17 protein-coding genes are annotated in these 16,883 nt (G+C 62.0%); 5 read left to right on the forward strand and 12 right to left on the reverse strand.

The window, feature by feature from the left end:
- On the reverse strand, positions 1 to 1,108 hold a 1,108-nt coding region (locus tag TP2_RS08885), incomplete at its 3' end, for a replication initiator protein A (protein WP_157617079.1).
- 19 nt (positions 1,109 to 1,127) lie between these two features.
- Entirely contained in the window at positions 1,128 to 1,412 is a 285-nt protein-coding gene (locus tag TP2_RS08890; protein WP_038076323.1) for a helix-turn-helix transcriptional regulator, read from the reverse strand.
- A 274-nt stretch (positions 1,413 to 1,686) separates the two neighbouring features.
- Between TP2_RS08890 and TP2_RS17970 the strand changes: the two genes are divergently transcribed.
- Positions 1,687 to 2,277, forward strand: coding sequence for a hypothetical protein (locus tag TP2_RS17970; protein ID WP_051692391.1), 591 nt, complete (start codon positions 1,687 to 1,689; stop codon positions 2,275 to 2,277).
- Positions 2,277 to 3,347, forward strand: a complete 1,071-nt coding sequence (locus tag TP2_RS08900; protein WP_038076325.1) for a helix-turn-helix domain-containing protein — start codon at positions 2,277 to 2,279, stop codon at positions 3,345 to 3,347. Before TP2_RS17970 ends, TP2_RS08900 begins: the two co-directional genes overlap by 1 nt.
- A gap of 109 nt (positions 3,348 to 3,456) precedes the next feature.
- On the opposite strand, the gene TP2_RS08905 is transcribed toward TP2_RS08900, so the two are convergent.
- From TP2_RS08905 to TP2_RS08925, 6 genes are all read right to left on the reverse strand, one after another.
- Positions 3,457 to 3,960, reverse strand: coding sequence for a DUF2285 domain-containing protein (locus TP2_RS08905; RefSeq protein WP_051692393.1), 504 nt, complete (start codon positions 3,958 to 3,960; stop codon positions 3,457 to 3,459).
- Positions 3,896 to 4,222, reverse strand: a complete 327-nt coding sequence (locus tag TP2_RS19050) for a transcriptional regulator domain-containing protein (protein ID WP_169739514.1) — start codon at positions 4,220 to 4,222, stop codon at positions 3,896 to 3,898. The genes TP2_RS08905 and TP2_RS19050 overlap by 65 nt, the downstream gene beginning before the upstream one ends.
- A gap of 103 nt (positions 4,223 to 4,325) precedes the next feature.
- Positions 4,326 to 4,607: a DNA -binding domain-containing protein gene (locus tag TP2_RS08910; RefSeq protein WP_038076326.1), complete on the reverse strand. Its 282-nt coding sequence runs from the start codon at positions 4,605 to 4,607 to the stop codon at positions 4,326 to 4,328.
- A gap of 88 nt (positions 4,608 to 4,695) precedes the next feature.
- Entirely contained in the window at positions 4,696 to 4,944 is a 249-nt protein-coding gene (locus tag TP2_RS08915) for a helix-turn-helix domain-containing protein (protein WP_038076360.1), read from the reverse strand.
- A gap of 261 nt (positions 4,945 to 5,205) precedes the next feature.
- Positions 5,206 to 5,607 carry a single-stranded DNA-binding protein gene (locus tag TP2_RS08920; protein ID WP_038076328.1) on the reverse strand — a complete coding sequence of 134 codons (402 nt, stop codon included), beginning with the start codon at positions 5,605 to 5,607 and terminating at the stop codon, positions 5,206 to 5,208.
- 552 nt (positions 5,608 to 6,159) lie between these two features.
- Positions 6,160 to 6,576 (reverse strand): hypothetical protein, encoded by a 417-nt coding sequence (locus tag TP2_RS08925; RefSeq protein ID WP_038076330.1) that lies wholly within the window; start codon positions 6,574 to 6,576, stop codon positions 6,160 to 6,162.
- Between the two features lie 280 nt (positions 6,577 to 6,856).
- On the opposite strand from TP2_RS08925, the gene TP2_RS08930 reads away from it, so the two are divergent.
- Positions 6,857 to 7,429 (forward strand): hypothetical protein, encoded by a 573-nt coding sequence (locus TP2_RS08930; protein ID WP_038076332.1) that lies wholly within the window; start codon positions 6,857 to 6,859, stop codon positions 7,427 to 7,429.
- A 74-nt stretch (positions 7,430 to 7,503) separates the two neighbouring features.
- On the opposite strand, the gene TP2_RS08935 is transcribed toward TP2_RS08930, so the two are convergent.
- From TP2_RS08935 to TP2_RS08950, 3 genes are all read right to left on the reverse strand, one after another.
- Complete coding sequence (locus TP2_RS08935; RefSeq protein ID WP_038076334.1) at positions 7,504 to 8,439, reverse strand: DUF2493 domain-containing protein; 936 nt, start codon at positions 8,437 to 8,439, stop codon at positions 7,504 to 7,506.
- 331 nt (positions 8,440 to 8,770) lie between these two features.
- On the reverse strand, positions 8,771 to 9,808 hold the full coding sequence (locus tag TP2_RS08945) for a DUF7146 domain-containing protein (protein WP_038076339.1): 1,038 nt from the start codon (positions 9,806 to 9,808) through the stop codon (positions 8,771 to 8,773).
- Between the two features lie 97 nt (positions 9,809 to 9,905).
- On the reverse strand, positions 9,906 to 12,035 hold the full coding sequence (locus TP2_RS08950; protein ID WP_038076341.1) for a ParB/RepB/Spo0J family partition protein: 2,130 nt from the start codon (positions 12,033 to 12,035) through the stop codon (positions 9,906 to 9,908).
- Positions 12,036 to 12,231: 196 nt separating this feature from the next.
- Between TP2_RS08950 and TP2_RS08955 the strand changes: the two genes are divergently transcribed.
- Positions 12,232 to 13,380, forward strand: coding sequence for a hypothetical protein (locus tag TP2_RS08955; RefSeq protein ID WP_157617080.1), 1,149 nt, complete (start codon positions 12,232 to 12,234; stop codon positions 13,378 to 13,380).
- Between the two features lie 61 nt (positions 13,381 to 13,441).
- Here the strand turns inward: TP2_RS08955 and TP2_RS08960 are convergent, their stop codons facing one another.
- On the reverse strand, positions 13,442 to 14,635 hold the full coding sequence (locus TP2_RS08960) for a hypothetical protein (RefSeq protein ID WP_038076346.1): 1,194 nt from the start codon (positions 14,633 to 14,635) through the stop codon (positions 13,442 to 13,444).
- A 620-nt stretch (positions 14,636 to 15,255) separates the two neighbouring features.
- Here TP2_RS08960 and TP2_RS08970 point away from each other — a divergent pair.
- Positions 15,256 to 16,883, forward strand: a 1,628-nt coding sequence (locus TP2_RS08970) for a recombinase family protein (RefSeq protein ID WP_038076350.1), incomplete at its 3' end; no start/stop codon positions are given.

Consider the following 16,883-nt stretch of genomic DNA (forward strand, 5'->3'; position numbering starts at 1 on the left):
CACCACCCGGTGGGACACTGCTTGTCTGCACCCTCCTCGATGTACCGAGAGGTCGCTCGGGTTTGTCATTCCGAAGGTGCGTTTCGACGGATAGAGCGCGTCCGTGTGCGGGCTTGTCCCCAGCCGGGGCAGCGCAACAAGAGTTAGATTCTGAGTTAGACTCTAGGTTACGGCCCCGAATTCTGTCGTCTTTTGAGATGGATGAACCCGAACCGGGTTCCCGATAGCACGAGGGTCCGGTTCCCGATGGCACGATACCCGGGGTTCCCGATGGCACGAGCCCATCCACAGCTTGTCCACAAGGCTCGAAGGCGAGCAGACGACGCCCCCGCGCCTCGATTTCGAGCGCCAGGCGGTAGCCCGGCAGGGGCTGTCGACGGATGATGTCTCGCAGTTCGAAGGCAAAGCGTTTGAAGGGTGAGAGGCTCCCGGATTTGACGTGGAGGTGCCGGATCTCGAACCGCCACCCTGCCCTTTGGCGGCCACCATGCTTGCGAACCAGCCGATAGAGCCAGCGATCAAGGCCCCCCGTCAGTTCGAAATAGGCCCGGTCGATGGTCAGGATCAGCGCGTCATCGAGGACCGCGCGGTAGAACCAGTCCGGCACGATCAGCTCGATCCCGTCGGGGCGGCCAGTGGCATCGGTCCGCTCCGTCCACTCGTTGATCCAGGAGAACCGGTGCCGGCGTCCTTCGGCCGGCTGGCGGATCGAGGTGCAAACCGTCGTCGATTGCAGCCTATCGAGCGCGGCCTTCAACCGGTGATAATCACGGGCGGAGGTGCCGCGGCCGATGAAGGTGAGGATCTGGTACGGCGTCGCCGCAATGAGCCGTGATGTGCGAATCCCGGAATCGCGCGCCTCGACGATCTGACTGGCCGTCCAGATAAGTATATCGGCGTCCCAGATCGTGGCCATGCCGTGATCCGCGACGGCCTCGACACGGATTTCGACACTTCCCGCCGCGAACTCGATGGGCCGCGTGCGATGGCTCTTGGACAAGGAAAAGAAGGGATAAGACATGAGATCCTGCGCGTCCCGTACCGCGAACTCGCCAGGGAGAGCTTGGAACAGATCGAGCTGGCCGCGTTCTGACGCACTGCGGGACATCTTGGACGCCTCCGCCGGATCAGCGGAAAGCGCGGCCCGCGGGCGGGGTCGCGGTCAGCACATGGCGCTTCGCGGGTAGTACCCGGCCACCGCGCGGATCAGACGTCGAGGTCACGGCACCGCGCTGGACCCAGGCTTCGAGATCCTCGATTGAGTAGACGACTCGCCCACCCAGCTTGTGATAGGCCGGGCCGGTGCCATAGGTGCGGTGCTTTTCAAGGGTGCGCGCGGATAAGCTGAGGAACTGCGCGGCCTCCTTGGTGCGCAGATAGCGCGGCGGCAGGGGAGCGTGGTCTGGTCGCATGGAAAGCCTCCGTGGGGTCCGTGAGGCCGCCGGACAAAGGCGGCTGGTTGCGGCCACGATGGCGGAGTGCGACAGGCTGGATGGAGTGCGAAGATGGGGGTGCGGTAATCGCACACTTGAAGAAGAGGTCGATCCGTCGACCATTTCTCGTGACTGTGAAACAGGAGAAAAGCGCTACAAGGCTTCGAACCCGCGGAATTGTTCTGTGAATATTTTGCGGTTGATTTTGTAAATCAGCGCGGCTACGGTCCTCCAAAACAAGCGAGGCCCGAGCATGCCGATTCCAAGCGAAGCCAACGTGCGTCCCGTTCTGGACGAAATCCGCGAGCATGTCGTTTCCGCGATCCGAGAGGCGTGGGAGGACTGGCTGGGCAGCGATCGCAACGGCGTCTGGCGATACAAACGCAGCCGCGCGAACTTTGTGTGGGAGCAGATAATCGAGCGCGCGAACAATGCCCTCCTTGACCATGATGCCGTCCATGTGATCGACGGCCACGAGACAATGAAGTTCCTAGTGCGGGACACTGTTCTGTTTCGGTTCAAGAAAGCAGATGAGACGGGCCGCTCGTCGAATGTCGCTACGCAGCTGGCGCTCGCTTTTCACGATCATGACGAGGACCTGTTCGGCTTGCCGGAGGTCCAACGCGTCGAGGTCGTGTACAAACTGAATCGTCTTGAAACGCAGATCGACGACATCTGCGTAGTTGCTCGCAACGGCGATCAGATCGCTTGGGAAAACAGCCTTCTCGATTCGGACGAGGTCACGGTTTCGTTGCCGATGCCCGAGCCGAAGCCCGAACGTCCCGCAGCGTCCATCGTCAAGCTCAAAGGCGCCGCGGACGACCGCAAGAAGCGTCAAGATTGATGCCGGCCGATTTCAATCAGGACCTGCTGCGGATAGCGCGGCAGGCGCGGGGATGGAGTCAGACAGAGCTTTCCGCGCGCTCAGGAGTGTCACAGGCAAACCTTTCGAAACTTGAAAACGGGCTGATCGGCCCGACCGATGAAGTGTTGACGAGCGTCAGCGAAGCCTTGGATTTTCCGGTCGATTTCTTCTTCCAGAACGACCGAGTCATCGGCCTGCCGATGAGCGTGCAATACCGGAAGCGGGCGAGTGTTGGGCAGAAGGCGATCGAGCGCCTGGAAGCTGAACTCAACATCAGGATTCTTCATATCCGAAGACTGCTCGATGCAGCCGAGTTGGAACCGGAGTTGTCCCTTCCACGTCTGGATGTCGACGAATACGGTGGCGACCCCGAACGTATTGCGGATCTCATCAGGCGCACCTGGCTCGTCCCTTCGGGACCGATCCGGAAACTTGTCGCATGGGTAGAACGAGCAGGCTGCATCGTCGTCCATTGCGACTTCGCCGCGCTCAAGGTGGATGGCTTCACGGTTCAGATATCGGATATGCCACCGTGCATCTTCCTCAACCGGAACATGCCGGCTGATCGGCAGCGGTTCAGCCTAGCGCACGAACTTGGGCATGTTGTCATGCATCAGGTACCGTCGCCGGAAATGGAAGACGAGGCGAATGCGTTCGCGTCGGCGCTGCTCATGCCGGCGCGCGATATTCGGCCCCACCTTTCCGGACGTCGCCTCACGATCCAGCGGCTCGCCGCGCTGAAACCGATTTGGCGTGTGTCCATGGCAGCGCTTCTCTACCGGGCAAAAGAGATCGGCGCGATTACCGACAATCAGAGCCAGTATCTCTGGCGGCAGATGAGCTCGATGGGCTACCGGAGAACGGAGCCGCCCGAGCTCGATCTCATGGTCGAAACTCCCACCGTCCTTCCGGAGATCGTAAGGCTGCATCTGGAGGAACTCGGCTACGGTGTGTCCGATCTCGCGCAAGCGCTCCGCTCAAGCGAAGAAGACTTGCGAGCCCTTCATCCGCTACCAGGGGCCATAACCCGGCTGCGAGTAGTGAAATAGACAAGCAAACGCGACCAAAAGCGGATTGTAAACGGGCGACTGAGCAGATTTGGACCGATCAGCACTTTGGCGCGCTGACGCCGTGGCAAAAGAGAGGCTTGATCGTGGATCATTTCAGGACTCGACGCCCAAGCAACCCTAGGTAACCACCGTCAACCATCTTTCGCGCGTCGCGCAGCAAGGCCATGACCGCGAAGCGCTCCGGCGCGCTTTGCCACTCGTCCCGGCTGACCCGAGACAATCGAAAGACCACTTCGGCTATCTCGCGCTGCGACGCGCCGGCAACGCGCCCGTCATATACCTGCAACATGCGTTTGGCACGCAGTCGCTTCTGGCGGGTAAGTCGTTTGTCGTCAGGAAGCACTCTGCCGTGAAGCTGCGCAAGCAAGCGAAAGACAGCGTCGAGACGCGCAAAGCCATCCTGATCGAGAGGGACGATCGCCACAAGTACATCGGCGTCGGAATCCGATTGCAGAATTTGGAGGCGATGCTTCCCACCGGCGTCAAGAAGATGGAGGAGGCCGCCATGGGCGTATTTGACTGTCCCTTCAGGCAGGATCGTCGGTTCCACCGCGCCGCTCAGGACCTCCGGAACCTTCTGCAGCACGACCACCGAGGGATCGATCCGGGGGTCCCAGAGTGCGCAGGCCTTTGGAGCCGGGAGGTTGGGATCGGCCGCGAAATCGCAACCCCCAGTTGTCGAGTAGCGCTTCTTTCAGAGACGCGTCGTCCGGGGCGGCCTTCGAGAGGGTCGCATAGTCCTTTGCGTAGCGCTTGTTGCGGCGCAGCCATTCCCAGGCGAGATCGGACGCGCTCAGGTCTTCGACGTAGTCGTACTCTGCCGAGGAACGCCAGCCGGAGCGTTCCGACGGCATGACTAATCCCGTTCGTCAACTTCTCAGAAACGACCTGATTTTACACGTATTGATTGATTTCCGGGAGTCCGACCCACCCGACATGAGCGGGTTTCGGCGTGACTCAGCCGTTCGGGCCGTCGCCCCCCTGCCGAAGCAGGTCGCGATAGCCGTGCTCGGTCATCCAGCGGGCCCGCGCGACGTGACTATCATAGACGTTTCTGCAGCGATCGGGATCATGCTTCGGATCGAGGCCAAACAGGACTTCGACCACTTCCTGCCAGTCGGCTCCTTCCTCGGCAGCGTCGAAAATGCGGAGGTAGAGAACCATATGAGCATGGTCGTAGTCGGTCAGCGTTTCGCTGTCCGGCGGAGCATCCAGAAATGTCGTCTCGCCCTGTGCCATTTGCCTACAGAATCGCAGAAACGACCCCCCTCCCAAAGTTGCCTTTCCGTACAGGCGCGCCACTGATACCCGCATCAACCGGCTACGATCACTTGGCCTTTTTCGCCTTGGTCACATCGATCAAGACGCCTTCACCCTTGTCCGAATGCAGAAACGTGATGCCTGCATCCTCGAACACCCGCCGCACCTGATCTTCGGTCGACTCGTAGACACGAAGATCCTTCTCGGATTCGAGCCTCTTCAGTGCGGTCAGTGATACCAGGGCCTTATCGGCTAGCTCCTGCTGCGTCCATCCCAGCAATGCGCGCGCGGCCCGTGATTGTCGGGCGGTGATCATGATGATCACCTCCCACCCGGCCATTCACACACGCCAGAACTACGACTATTTTAGTCGCATTTCCGGGGTCTTGCCAGAGATCATGGCGGTCAGCGGCCGTTTCGGGCATTGGATCGCGCAGGAGCCGACCAAGGCGCGACTCACCGCAGATTGGTCGGCTGCGCGCGGCGGGATGTCGCCGAATGATGCGAATTGTGATCTGCGTCCGACAGTGCCAGCGGAGGAGCCCGGCGGCTCGCGCCGCCGGGCTTCGTTGCCGTGTCAGGACTGGTCGTCCTCATCGTCGATGAAGGAGGGATCCTCGTCCTCGGCCTGCTTGGCCTTGGTCAGGAAGTCGACCGTCTCGGCGATGATCTCGCAGCCGTAGCGATCGACACCCGCGGCGTCGGTCCACTTGGTGTAGTGGATGCGGCCGCGGACCAGGAGCTTCATCCCCTTCTCGCAGTACTGCTGGACCGTCTTGCCGAGGCCGTTGAAGCAAGTGATGCGGTGCCATTCGGTGTCCTGGACGCGGTAGCCGTTTTCGTCGCGGACGACCCGGCCTTCGGAATAGCGCGGGCGGGATGTGGCAAGGGTGAAGCTGGTGATCGAGGTGCCGCCCTGGGTGGTACGGGTCTCGGGGGTCTGGCCGATGTTGCCGGCGAGGATGACGATGTTCTGCATGGTATGTCTCCGTTGATTCATCCGGAGGGACCGTCCCTCCGATGAGGTCCGTCAAAGACCGCTGGACGTGGCCTGCACGGACGCCACCGGTGTCCGCTCGACCCCCAAGGCGGGACGTGGCGCGGGCAGGCGTGGCACACGCCAACACGGGTCCCGCCGCGCGGGGTTGCCGGCCTCGGACGGACGGGCTTAGGGGATCAATCAGGAGGAGGGACAGGTCTTCTCGGGGGAGCGCCAACGGGGACGCCGTGCCCAAGCATGTTGCTTGCGAAGGGCAACTTGGGCCCCAGATCACGCGCCCATCGGCAATCGGCCTCATGCACCCACCGTCGCTTGCCGCAGCCGCGCTGTATCCGATGGCCAGAACCCGCAGGCAGAACCGAGCACGTCCGGCATCGTTCACCGCACTCACAGGCGTCGGTCCGGTTGGTCCATGGTCATGCGAGAAGAGAGGGATGGTTCTGGATTTGACCTGCGATCACCCAGGACCGTCGCAGCGCAGATTTCCACCGCGTCTGCGATCAACTGACCAGGGACGGCCGCAACCAAGGGCTACGGGTCGAGCAACCCCACGCCCAAGGTATTGAGGTTGATCATCGCCGCAACGGCGACGACCGCGCCGCAGCCACCGCAGATCAGCGTCAGCATCACACCCGGGTCGAGCGCATGTTTCGCAACGCCATGGGCCAGCGCGTAACCCGCCACGGCAGCAGGCACCGCAAACAGGCCGAGCGCCCCGAGCCGAAGGAACGGGTTCCTAGCAAAACAGAGAATGGCAATGACGAGCGCGACGGAGACCGCCGCCCCCGCCAGTCCTGCGAGGAAGGACAGGCCGAAACCGGCACCGCCCTCATGCACCTGCAGGAACGCAGCGATCCCGGCCATGACCGGCAGTGCGACGACCGCGAAGCGGAAGGCCAGAACACCGAGCGCGATGGATAGTGAGATGGCAAGAAGAACAAGCGACATGGACGCCTCCGTAGGTCTGTGACTGCGGGGATCACGACAGGCTGCCCGAGTGTGCGCACCGCCTTCGACTATGCTGCTTCGCCGGTTCTGCTAAGTCATGGTGATGCTACATTGTGTTTCGGTCAAGCCTTGCCGTGCTAATCAGCAGAGCGTTGCTGACGATAGACGTTGCCGAGCGAACTCAGGAGATTAGTGTAGACTCACATGCAGCGCGAAATTTCGATGCTTGTTGCTCACCCATGGACACGGACTAACCAACTCGTGATTGGAATGGATTAAGATGCCAGTACCCAAGAGTTACAAAGGCCTGAAAGCCATCTACGACGGTCTCGACGGGGATGTGAAGAATTATTTGGGAAAGCTGGAGCCGCTACTGGCCGATGGAAAAAATTACGAAATTGCTTTGGCATACTGCTTTATGAAGCTTGAAGAGGGGCATCACCGCGCCCTTAAATGCGGGCTTATTCGAATACACGATTGCGCCTCGGAGAAAGTTGATAGTGAACTTCAGAAGCAACACTTCACTGCCGAAAAATATGCGGCGGTCTTCAAGAACATCTTCTCCAAAGGCATCCCTGCCGATGCCAAATCCAATTTAACGAAAGCTCAGGACATAAGAAACAAGCTCATCCACGGAAAGAAGACAACAGATCCAACCCGTCGAGAGGCAATATACTATGCCCTGCAATACATGAGTGATTTGGGGGAGTTCGTGAAACAAGAAACTGGTAAGAACCCCTATGGTGACCTCAGGGGACTCGCCGGAAAGAAAAAACTTCTTCCAGCAAAATCGACCATTTGGATGCTGAAAGGTTTCGGCCTGGGCGAGAAAAGCGAAGCGCCAATCGCATAGTTCTCGAGAGAAGCAACTCATGGGCTGGCTACTTGTTGTCGAACATGCAAGTCTCGCTGCTCTAAAGACGTGGTCTAAGCGCTATTCTTATGCTTCAGGACCGGAATGCCCAGCTTGCGGGCCTTGTCTGCGAGGTTCTCCTGGATCCCGGTGCCGGGAAAGACGAGCACACCGATCGGCAGGACATCCAGCATCGCGTCGTTGCGCTTGAACGGGGCCGAACGGCCGTGCTTGGTCCAGTCGGGCCGGAAGGCGACCTGGGGCACCTTGCGGTTGTCGGCCCAGCGGGAGGCGATGAGCTCCGCCCCTTTGGGTGAACCGCCGTGGAGCAGCACCATGTCCGGGTGCTTGGCATGGACCCGGTCGAGCCGCGCCCAGATCACGCGGTGATCGTTGAAATCCGCCCCGCCGGTCACGGCCACCTTGGGGCCTTCGGGCAGAAGCAGCTGCGCCTCGGCCCGGCGGCGGGCGGCGAGAAAATCCCGGCTGTCGATCATCGCGGCGGTCAGGTTGCGATGGCTGACGCGCGAGCCGGTCCGGGGATGCCAGGGTTTGCCGAGGTGATGCTCGAAGCCCTCGGCGGCGAGGTCACGAAAGAGTTCCAGCGCTGTGCGCCGTTCGACCATGCTCTGCCCCTCGGCCACGAGGCGTTCGAGTTCGAGGGATTTCACCTCGGAGCCGTCCTGTTCCCGCTGCAGGCGGCGCTGCGCCTGTTCGTTGTCGTCGAGTTGCCGCTCGGCCCGGGCGAGCGCGCGATGGAAGAGGTTGACCGCGCCCCAGAGCAGTTCGTCGAGATCGGGTTCGAGGCGCGTATCACCCAGCGTCGCGACAAGGGCGTCGAGGATATCGGCGACGGCACCGGCGATCTGGCTGCCCTCGGGCAAAGGGCGCGGATCGGGTTCATCCTCGTAGGGGCGCCAGCCGTAGAGCTGGAGTTCGGTCAGGACGTGGGCGGTCGAGGACGTGCTGTGATGCGGCTCGTGGGCATCGGTTTCGGGATCGAGGGTCATCTGCGGGTTCCTTCCTCGGGGGAGCCGCGCGCCAAACGCGGCCTTCGTGGCAGGAACGCGCCCACGGGCGGGACGGTCGGGCAGCCCGAGCCTTTCGCGAGGGCCTTGATGGCCAAGCCCGGCTATTTTGCCTCGCGATGCAAAGCGCCCTAACGGGGCGCGGCGGAAAATAGCTGGAGCGCGGCCATTGCCGGGCCGTCCCGATTGTGGGCCTCCTGCCCTCTGAGAAGGCCGTGCGCGCCGGCCTTTCCCGTGGATGGCAACCGCGCGCGGGATGCCCCTGCGAAAAAGATGCTGTGAGCCGTACAGCGCCAGCCCGATTGCCGCCCTGTCACACCGGCACGGAACGAGCGGCATCCTCGACGTGGAGATGAAGCCGAAACCGCGCTTGCAAAGCCGCCAGACCATACCGCCGGAGATCATCGTTGAAGTCGCCCAGTCGCGGCGTGAGAGTCAGCGCCTCGATCCCGAACTCGGCTGCACGCGCCTCCAGTCTATCCCTTGCCGCCGCGCCTGCGGGATCACGGTCGCGCAACACGTAGAGCCGCCGCAGGCCAGCGGGAAACCGGATGGCGGCCAGGTGTCCCGACGACAGCGCTGCGAGGGCGGGTATTTCGGGCAGGGCCGAGCGCACGGACAGGACCGTTTCGATCCCCTCACCGGCGATGAGCACGTCCCCGGGCGCGCCGAACCGCACCCCGTTCCCGAGCAAAGCGCCCATCGCGCGCCGCGGTGTGTCGATATCGGCCTTGGCGCTCCCGTCCGGCCGCAGCCAGGTGCGATGGGTCCCGGTCTGGCGGCCTTCGAGATCGGTGATGGCGGCCAGCATGGCCGGAAGCCGCGCGACCGGCCCGCAGCCTTCGGGCCGATAGAAGCAGGCGGGATGGAACCGTAGGCTTGGCATTTGGTCAAACGCTCCGATGCCACGCGCGCGCAGATAGGCTTCTGCCGGGGTGCCGCGGATCGGCACGCCCATTGCAAACAGGCGTCGTGCCGCCTCCTGAGATCCGGTGGCAGCTGGTGGAAGTGAATGAGGAGAATGCTGTCGAGGTGGATCAGGTAAGGGCAAGCTCAGGAAGCGTCGGGCTTCATCGGCAACGTCCTTGAAGTCGACCAAGCCGCAGCTTTCACGGATGACATCGAGCAGATCGCCATGCTGTCCCGTGGCCGCATCAGTCCATTTTCCGGCCGCACGGGTACCGGACAGTGGCCCGGATAGCCGAACGAACATGGATCGGCCCGGGGTGTTCTGAACGTCGCCCACCAGCCAGTAGTGACCCTGCTTCCGTCCGTTCGACAGATAGTGCCGGCACACCGCTTCGGCGTTCTGGGAAAGCTGGCGCGAAAGCTCGGTGGCGGGGCTCGTCATGGCGGTCTCCAAGAGGCTTGGACGCAATCAGGGGCCCGCCATGACTGACGGGCCCCTGACTTTGGACCTTGGGGGAAGGTCCCGTGCTGCTCGTAGGTCACTCGGCGGCTGTCTTGGCGAAGGCGTCACCGGCGACGGGATCATCTTCCTCCATTGGGTCGGAGTCTCCGATAGCCGGATCGCCGCCGTCTTCCGCCGATTGCGCTTCGCTGCTGTCGGGATCGTCTTCCGAAGGGTCATCGTCTGTGCGGTCCGCGTCGTCGACCAGCTCGATTTCCTGTGCGTCCTCTTCCGGCAGCGGCGGCGTACGCAACGGGTCCGGCAGCCAGCCGGTGCCCACGAGCAGGTCCTCTGCGGCCGTCACCATTTCGGTCTTCTTCAGCCCGGTGATCCGGTCAGCGGCGTCTTCGCCTTTCGCCTCGCGCACGGCTTCCAGGATGCGCGCCTTGGTCACGTGGCCGAGGTAGCTGTCACCCGTGGCCGTCCAGCCCGCCTTTGCCATGTCGAGCCCGACGGTCCCGGCCAGCACATCCGCATGCGCGATAGCGCGGGGCCGGCGCTGGTAGGGATCGTGGACGGCATTCACGCTCATCCCCACGCAATGGGCGAAGAGCGCCTCGCGGCTGCAGCTGTCGAACTCGGTCAGCGCCACCCAGAGGTCCTCGGATGCCTTCGGCAGGTTCCGCGCCCAGGTCTCGTGGCGCTGGTCGATGGCCTGCGCATAGGCCGTGTCGCCGAGGCCCGGCACCTGCGATCCGAACCCCGCGTTGCGCGGTTCGATCTCGACGCAGCTGTCGACGGCGTAGCGGTAGAAGAGCCGCAGGACCATCGCGTGCAGGGCCGCGAGGAAAGCGACCTGCGGGTCCTGGGCCAGCGCATTGCGCAGCGCCAGGGTACGATGCGCCGTCAGTTCCATGACAAGGCGGTCGGAAAGCGGTTTCAGGCCGTCATCCTCTTCCTCCTCGTCCGCGGTGGACACGACGGTGTCATCGATGTCTTCGTCCGGTGCCGCTTGCGGTGCGACGTCGCCAGTGTCCTCCACCTCCTCGACCGGCTCATCTTCGGGCCGCACATAACCGCGTTCGACGCGCAGTCGCCCGGAGCTGTCGATGCTGACGAAGGCTCCTGCCAGCGCGAGGTCTTCTGCCTCGTACCGGATTGGGCGCGCCTCGAGGGCCTCCATCGCCTCCTCGATCTCGCCCAGCCGGGCATCAACGTCGTCGGGCAGTTCGTCGGCTTCCGCATGCTCGGCCTCGAGCGCGTCGTATTCAGCCTTCAGTGCCTGGTAGCTGGCGGCTTCCTCGTCGCTCATCGGCATTTCTTCGCCACGGACCCGGCGCATCCCGAAAGTGTGGCCATAGGGGAATTCGGTGTCGACCTCGACCCATTTCCAGCCCTCGGCGCGCACCCCCTCGACCTCCTCGGCGAGCTTCTCGCGCACCATGACGTCGAGCAGGGCGGCATCCTGCAGCCAGCCGCCGTCGTCCTGCTGGAACAAGTCGCGCAGGATCTCGCCCCCGGCCTCGACGTAATCGTCGAGCCCGACGAATTGAGCCCGCTTGTCCGAGGCCCGCACCGCACCTTCGGTCAGCATGCGGCGGATTTCGTAGGGCTGCCGCGAATAGTGCCGCTGCAGAGCATCCCAGACCTGTTCCTGCCGCGCGTGATCGGGATTGACCGTGAAGGCCATGAGCTGGTCGAGCGTCATCTCCTCCTCGGCATAGGCGTCGAGCAGCGAGGGTGCTGCAGCGGCGAGCTTCAGCCGCTGTTTCACCACGCTGGCCGAGACGAAGAAGGCCGCGGCGATCTCCTCCTCGGTGCGGCCCTTCTCGCGCATCGCCTGGAAGGCGCGGAACTGGTCGAGCGGGTGCAGTGGCGCGCGCTGGACATTCTCAGCGAGGCTGTCTTCCTCGGCGAGCCCGTCTGTGCGCACGATGCAGGGCACCAGCGCGGTCTTGTTCATGCGCTTCTGCTTCACGAGCAGTTCCAGCGCCCGGAACCGCCGCCCGCCGGCGGGAATCGTGTACATGCCGGTCTCGGCACCGCTGTCGTCCAGCACGGGCCGCACGGTGATGGAGCTGAGCAGCGTCCGCCGCGCGATGTCCTCGGCCAGTTCCTCGATCGACACGCCCGCCTTGACATGGCGCACGTTCGACTGGCTGAGCATCAGCTTGTTGAAGGGGATGTCGCGCGAGGCGCTGAGGGTGATCTTCTGTTGCTTGGTCATCGGGATATCTCCGCGACGGGCCAGCCGAGAGCCTCTCTCCCGACCTCCAAACCCGGCACGGAAAACCCGGCACCCCTCTCACTCTTAGTCGCACCCGGACAGGATTGCGGTGTTTCCGCTGTAAGGAAATCGCCTTAGGATGGAGCTAGAAACTGTGCCCTGTTGGCTCGCCTGCGCAATTCTAGGAATTGAGAACATGCTTTATTATCCACATTACACACCAAGCCAGGAAAGGCTGCGATCGCTACTTCTATTCAGCGACAAAGTCTCTCTGATCGTTCCGAATGTTGATCAATTCGAGGTACAGCGTCGCCAACATGTCGACGAAGTTCTTTCTCAAGACGACAGCTTGATCGAAATGAAAGATCCTACTTACCGCTACTCAGGGTGGATGGACAAAGATGGGGTAGCGCAGGCGACTGAGAACCTTATTGCTAAGCTGGTTGAAGACACTGAACAAGAGGGAGACCTGACCCCAATTCACTTCGACCAGTACGGCCATGTAAGTCCTGGTCAAGACGATGAGATAGCTGTGCGTTGGTCACAAAAGGGCTGGAAGTATGTTGCCGAGGAAAAATTCCCGCCGAACTTCCGCGACATTTTCTTCACTGACGGAATGGCCTTGCGCGTAGGGCATTTTAGAAATCCAGCTACCGGTGAGATAATCGAGCACAACGGCGTTTTGTGTCATCCCGTTTTGGCGGATTTCGTGCTGGCAAGAATGGCGCGCGAGGCTTCAATCGTTGACGGTGTCCCAAGCATCACGTTCGGTGGCATCAACTATGTAAATCACCTCTTTGACGGTGATCAGACGCATCGCGCGGATCGATTTAAGCTCCTGCAGAGCGCTATGGACTTGTTTGTTCCGAACAATGTCGGAAGCAGTAATATCCATGACTTCTTTTCGATCCGCCAGGAGTATGAGGGTGTTCGGCGGTCGGTCTGGCGATATCTTGAAGACATCTCTAGAGAACAGAATTTGGATTTGGAGATGAAAGATCAAGAGACCCTTATCGAACGCCTAGAAGACGCACGAAATCACATCGACGCTGAGCTAACCAGCATCAAGAAACAAATTGGACGCGACCGTTTCACTGCGGGAACTCTTTTCGCATTTGAAGCGGCGTCTACTATAGGCCTTGCGGCACTAGGCGCGCATTGGGGTGGGCCACTGGCGGCGGCCGGAACAGCTGGCCTCGGAATTGCTGTCGCAGGAGGCGCTAGAAAAATGAGCACCCTTGGGAAAAAGCAGGACGGGACGGCGAAATCCATTGCAATGTCGATTACCAAAATTGAAAGGCGGGGTGTGCCGGCAAAGCGAGCAGTCCCGAACTATTGGCTTTGATGGTTCGCAAATCGGTCGGCTGCGCGCGAGTTGAATTAGAAGACGCGCGCAGGCGCTATTCCTAGCGGGCAATCTCCAGCAACGCCTTCGCCTTCCCCTCCATCACCAAGCGCGCGTCCTGCTGCGGCTTCGACCGAGCCACGGCGGTGATCCCCTGCACGAAGTCGAAGACGCTCTCGGGCGGGCGGCCTTCTTCGGCCAGAACCGTCTCGACGATCCGCCCCGTCTCCGCCTTCGAGAACCCGCGCTTGCGCAGGAAGTCCTGCCGGTCCTCGTCCGACCGCGCGACGATCTTTTCCCGCGCCGCACGGATGCCATCGACGAAGGGCGCCGGCGAGGACTCGGCAAAGCGGCTCAGCGCTGGCGCAGCCTCGTGAGCGAAGCGGGACGCGGCGTATTTCGAGTGCCGGATCGTGATCTCCTGAAAGTCCTCGACGCCCCAGAGATTGCGGTTCTGGCAGACGGCGCGCAGGTAGAAGCTGGCGATGCCGAGCGTCTTGGCACCCACCTCCGAGTTCCAGCAGTAGAAGCCCCGGAAATAGAGGTCAGGCGAGCCGTCGGGCAGCAGCCCCGCCTCGATCGGGTTCAGGTCGTCGACGAGAAACAGGAACACGTCGCGGTCGGAGGCGTAGAGCGTGGTGGTCTCCTTCGTGACGTCCACGCGCGGGTTGTAGATGCCGGTCGACCAGTCGATCACGCCCGGCACCTTCCAGCGCGTGTCGCCCGTGCCGTTCCCTGCGATGCGCTGCACGGCGGAGACCAGTTCATGGTCGTAGATGCGGCCATAGTCTGGGCCGGTCACGGCACGGAGTTCCGTACGGCCATCCGCAACTTCCATCGTCTTGATCTGCTCCGCCCGGTGGTTGGTCAGCCCATACTGCAGGTTGATCCCCGCCAGCGGCGCGGGCAGTTGCCGCAGATAGGCCGCTGGTGCACCGACAAGGCTCGAGAGCTGGCCAAAGCTCCAATGCGTCGGCGCGATGGGCTCATCCGTGCCCGGCAGGACAAGGCTCAGTTTCTCCGGGTCGTTGCGATGCGCCTCGACCCGGATCGCTGCGCTCTCCACCGTGCGCGTCCGGCTCCGCTCCGCCCGGCCCTTGACCGAGGCGAAAAGGTCGTCGAGCGACAGATACCGCTCGTCATCCGACCGCGAGAACCACTCGGACGACACCCGGTCCACGTTCGTGCCGCGCGACACATCCACCTTGTTGCCGCCGCTCATGTCACGCCCGGCATCGATAATTTCGGTGTTCATTGGAAAACCTCCGCGACGGGCGCCGGAGGCCTCTCCTCCAGCCCTCAACCCGTCACGGCACCCCTTCCAGTCTCTTGCTCTTTCGCCGGCCGAGTGGCGGCTTCCCGCGCCACATGGACACCCGCGTTGCGCGATTCGGGCCGCCTATGGCAGACTTCGTTCAGGCTAAGGTCTTCGGGCCCTGCCACAGCTTAGGGTCCCTAAATGGTGAGAAACCGCATAGAACAGCGCAGTATCTCCGGATTCCGGGCCGCCGATTTGCGCGACGCTGTAGCAGCCATAAATGCGCCAGACTACGCGAGCATGCGCGCGCCCCACCTTCAACCCGCTATGGTGCATAGGCTTTTTCCTTCGTACGTGCGCCAGCCTCTGGCAGGCTGGTGCTCATGCAAAGGGATCAGAAAAGCAGGCCGGGGGCTGACGCCTCAAGGGACGCCCAGGACTCATCTCAGGAAAGCGGAGCGGCTGAGAGCAACATCGCGCACCTCACTTCTGCTGGTGATGACCCGCGGCTGGTCACCCTTGTTCGCTTGTTGGCGCGGCAGGCTGCGAGAGATTTCATTGAGGCCGAGAACAGGCGACATGCACGGGCTCGCCTCCGCGATTAAGGGGGTCATCGCATGAAGGCAGCGCTTTACGCTCGGTATTCATCTGACAACCAACGTGATGCGTCGATCGAGGACCAGCTTCGTATCTGCCGTGCACGCGCGGAGCGGGAAGGCTGGACGATCATCGACAGCTACACGGATCGAGCGATTTCCGGGGCGTCCTTGCTTCGGCCCGGCGTTCAGGAATTGATCTCGGATGCGCTGAAGGGCCGTTTCGACGTGATCCTCGCGGAGTCGCTGGATCGTCTCTCCCGGGACCAGGAGGACATCGCCGGGCTCTACAAGCGGATGCGCTTTGCAGGTGTGAGTATCGTAACGCTGTCCGAAGGTGAGGTCAGCGAATTGCACATCGGTCTCAAGGGAACGATGGGCGCACTCTTCCTCAAGGATCTAGCCGACAAGACCCGGCGCGGTCTTCGGGGGCGCGTTGAGAAGGGTCGCTCCGGTGGTGGGCTTTGTTATGGGTATGACGTCATTCGCACGGCCGATCCGGACGATCGGGGCGAGCGGGACATCAATCCAGCCGAAGCAAACGTCGTTCGGCGCATCTTCAGGGATTACTTGTCCGGACAATCCTCGCGGACGATTGCAATGACCTTGAACCGGGAGGGCATTTCAGGACCGCAGGGCAAGGAATGGGGGCCTTCGACGATCCACGGCAACCCGAAACGAGGGACGGGCATTCTCAACAACGAACTCTACATCGGTAGGCTCGTCTGGAACCGACTGCGATACATGAAGGATCCTGACACCGGCAAGCGCGTCTCCCGCCCGAACCCGGAAAGTGAATGGGTTGTCCAGGAGGTCCCGGACCTTCGGATTGTGGACCAAGATCTCTGGGACGCGGTGAAGAAAAGGCAAAAGAGCCTTTCGTTTGATACGTCGGCGACAGGCAGCAATCCTATGAACGATAGACGGCGGCCGAAGCACCTTTTCGGCGGCCTCATCAAGTGCGGGTGCTGTGGTGGCGGGTACTCCCTGATTTCGAAAGACCTGCTTGGCTGCGCAGCGTCGCGGAACAAGGGCACATGCGATAACCGTCTGAACATCCGTCGGGATGCCTTGGAGGCGTCGATCTTGAATGGCCTTCGGAAGCATCTCATGTCGCCGGAGCTCTTCAATGAATTCTGTGCAGAGTTCACGCGCGAGGTAAATCGGCTCCGGATCGAGCGCGGGGCCGACTTGGCCGGCTGGAGGAGCGAACTCGAGAAGGTTGACCGAGAGCTCGACAAGATGGTCGACGCCATTCTTCAAGGCTTCCCGCCGGCGAAACTCAAAGACAAGGCCGAGAAGCTGGAGGCGAGGAAGGCGGAGTTGAGCGAGCTTCTGGACAATGCCGACGAGCCGCCGCCATTGCTGCACCCGAACATGGCACGGATGTATCAGGATCGGATCGCAAAGCTCTGCGAGAACCTGCAATCCGAGGAAGATCGAGGCGCCGCCGTCGACGTGCTTCGGTCACTGGTCGATGAAATCACCCTCGTGCCCGAGAACGGCGAACTCTCCATCGTTCTGCGCGGCGACCTGGGGGCGATCCTGCGCTTTGCAGCCGGAAAGCAAAACCCCGACTTCCTTTCGGAGGCCGAGGCTTTGGACAACCTGCTTTCGCAGAAATCGTTGGTTGCGGGAGTAGGATTTGA

Origin of the sequence: Thioclava pacifica DSM 10166, assembly GCF_000714535.1 — a bacterium.
Taxonomy (GTDB): Bacteria; Pseudomonadota; Alphaproteobacteria; order Rhodobacterales; family Rhodobacteraceae; genus Thioclava; species Thioclava pacifica.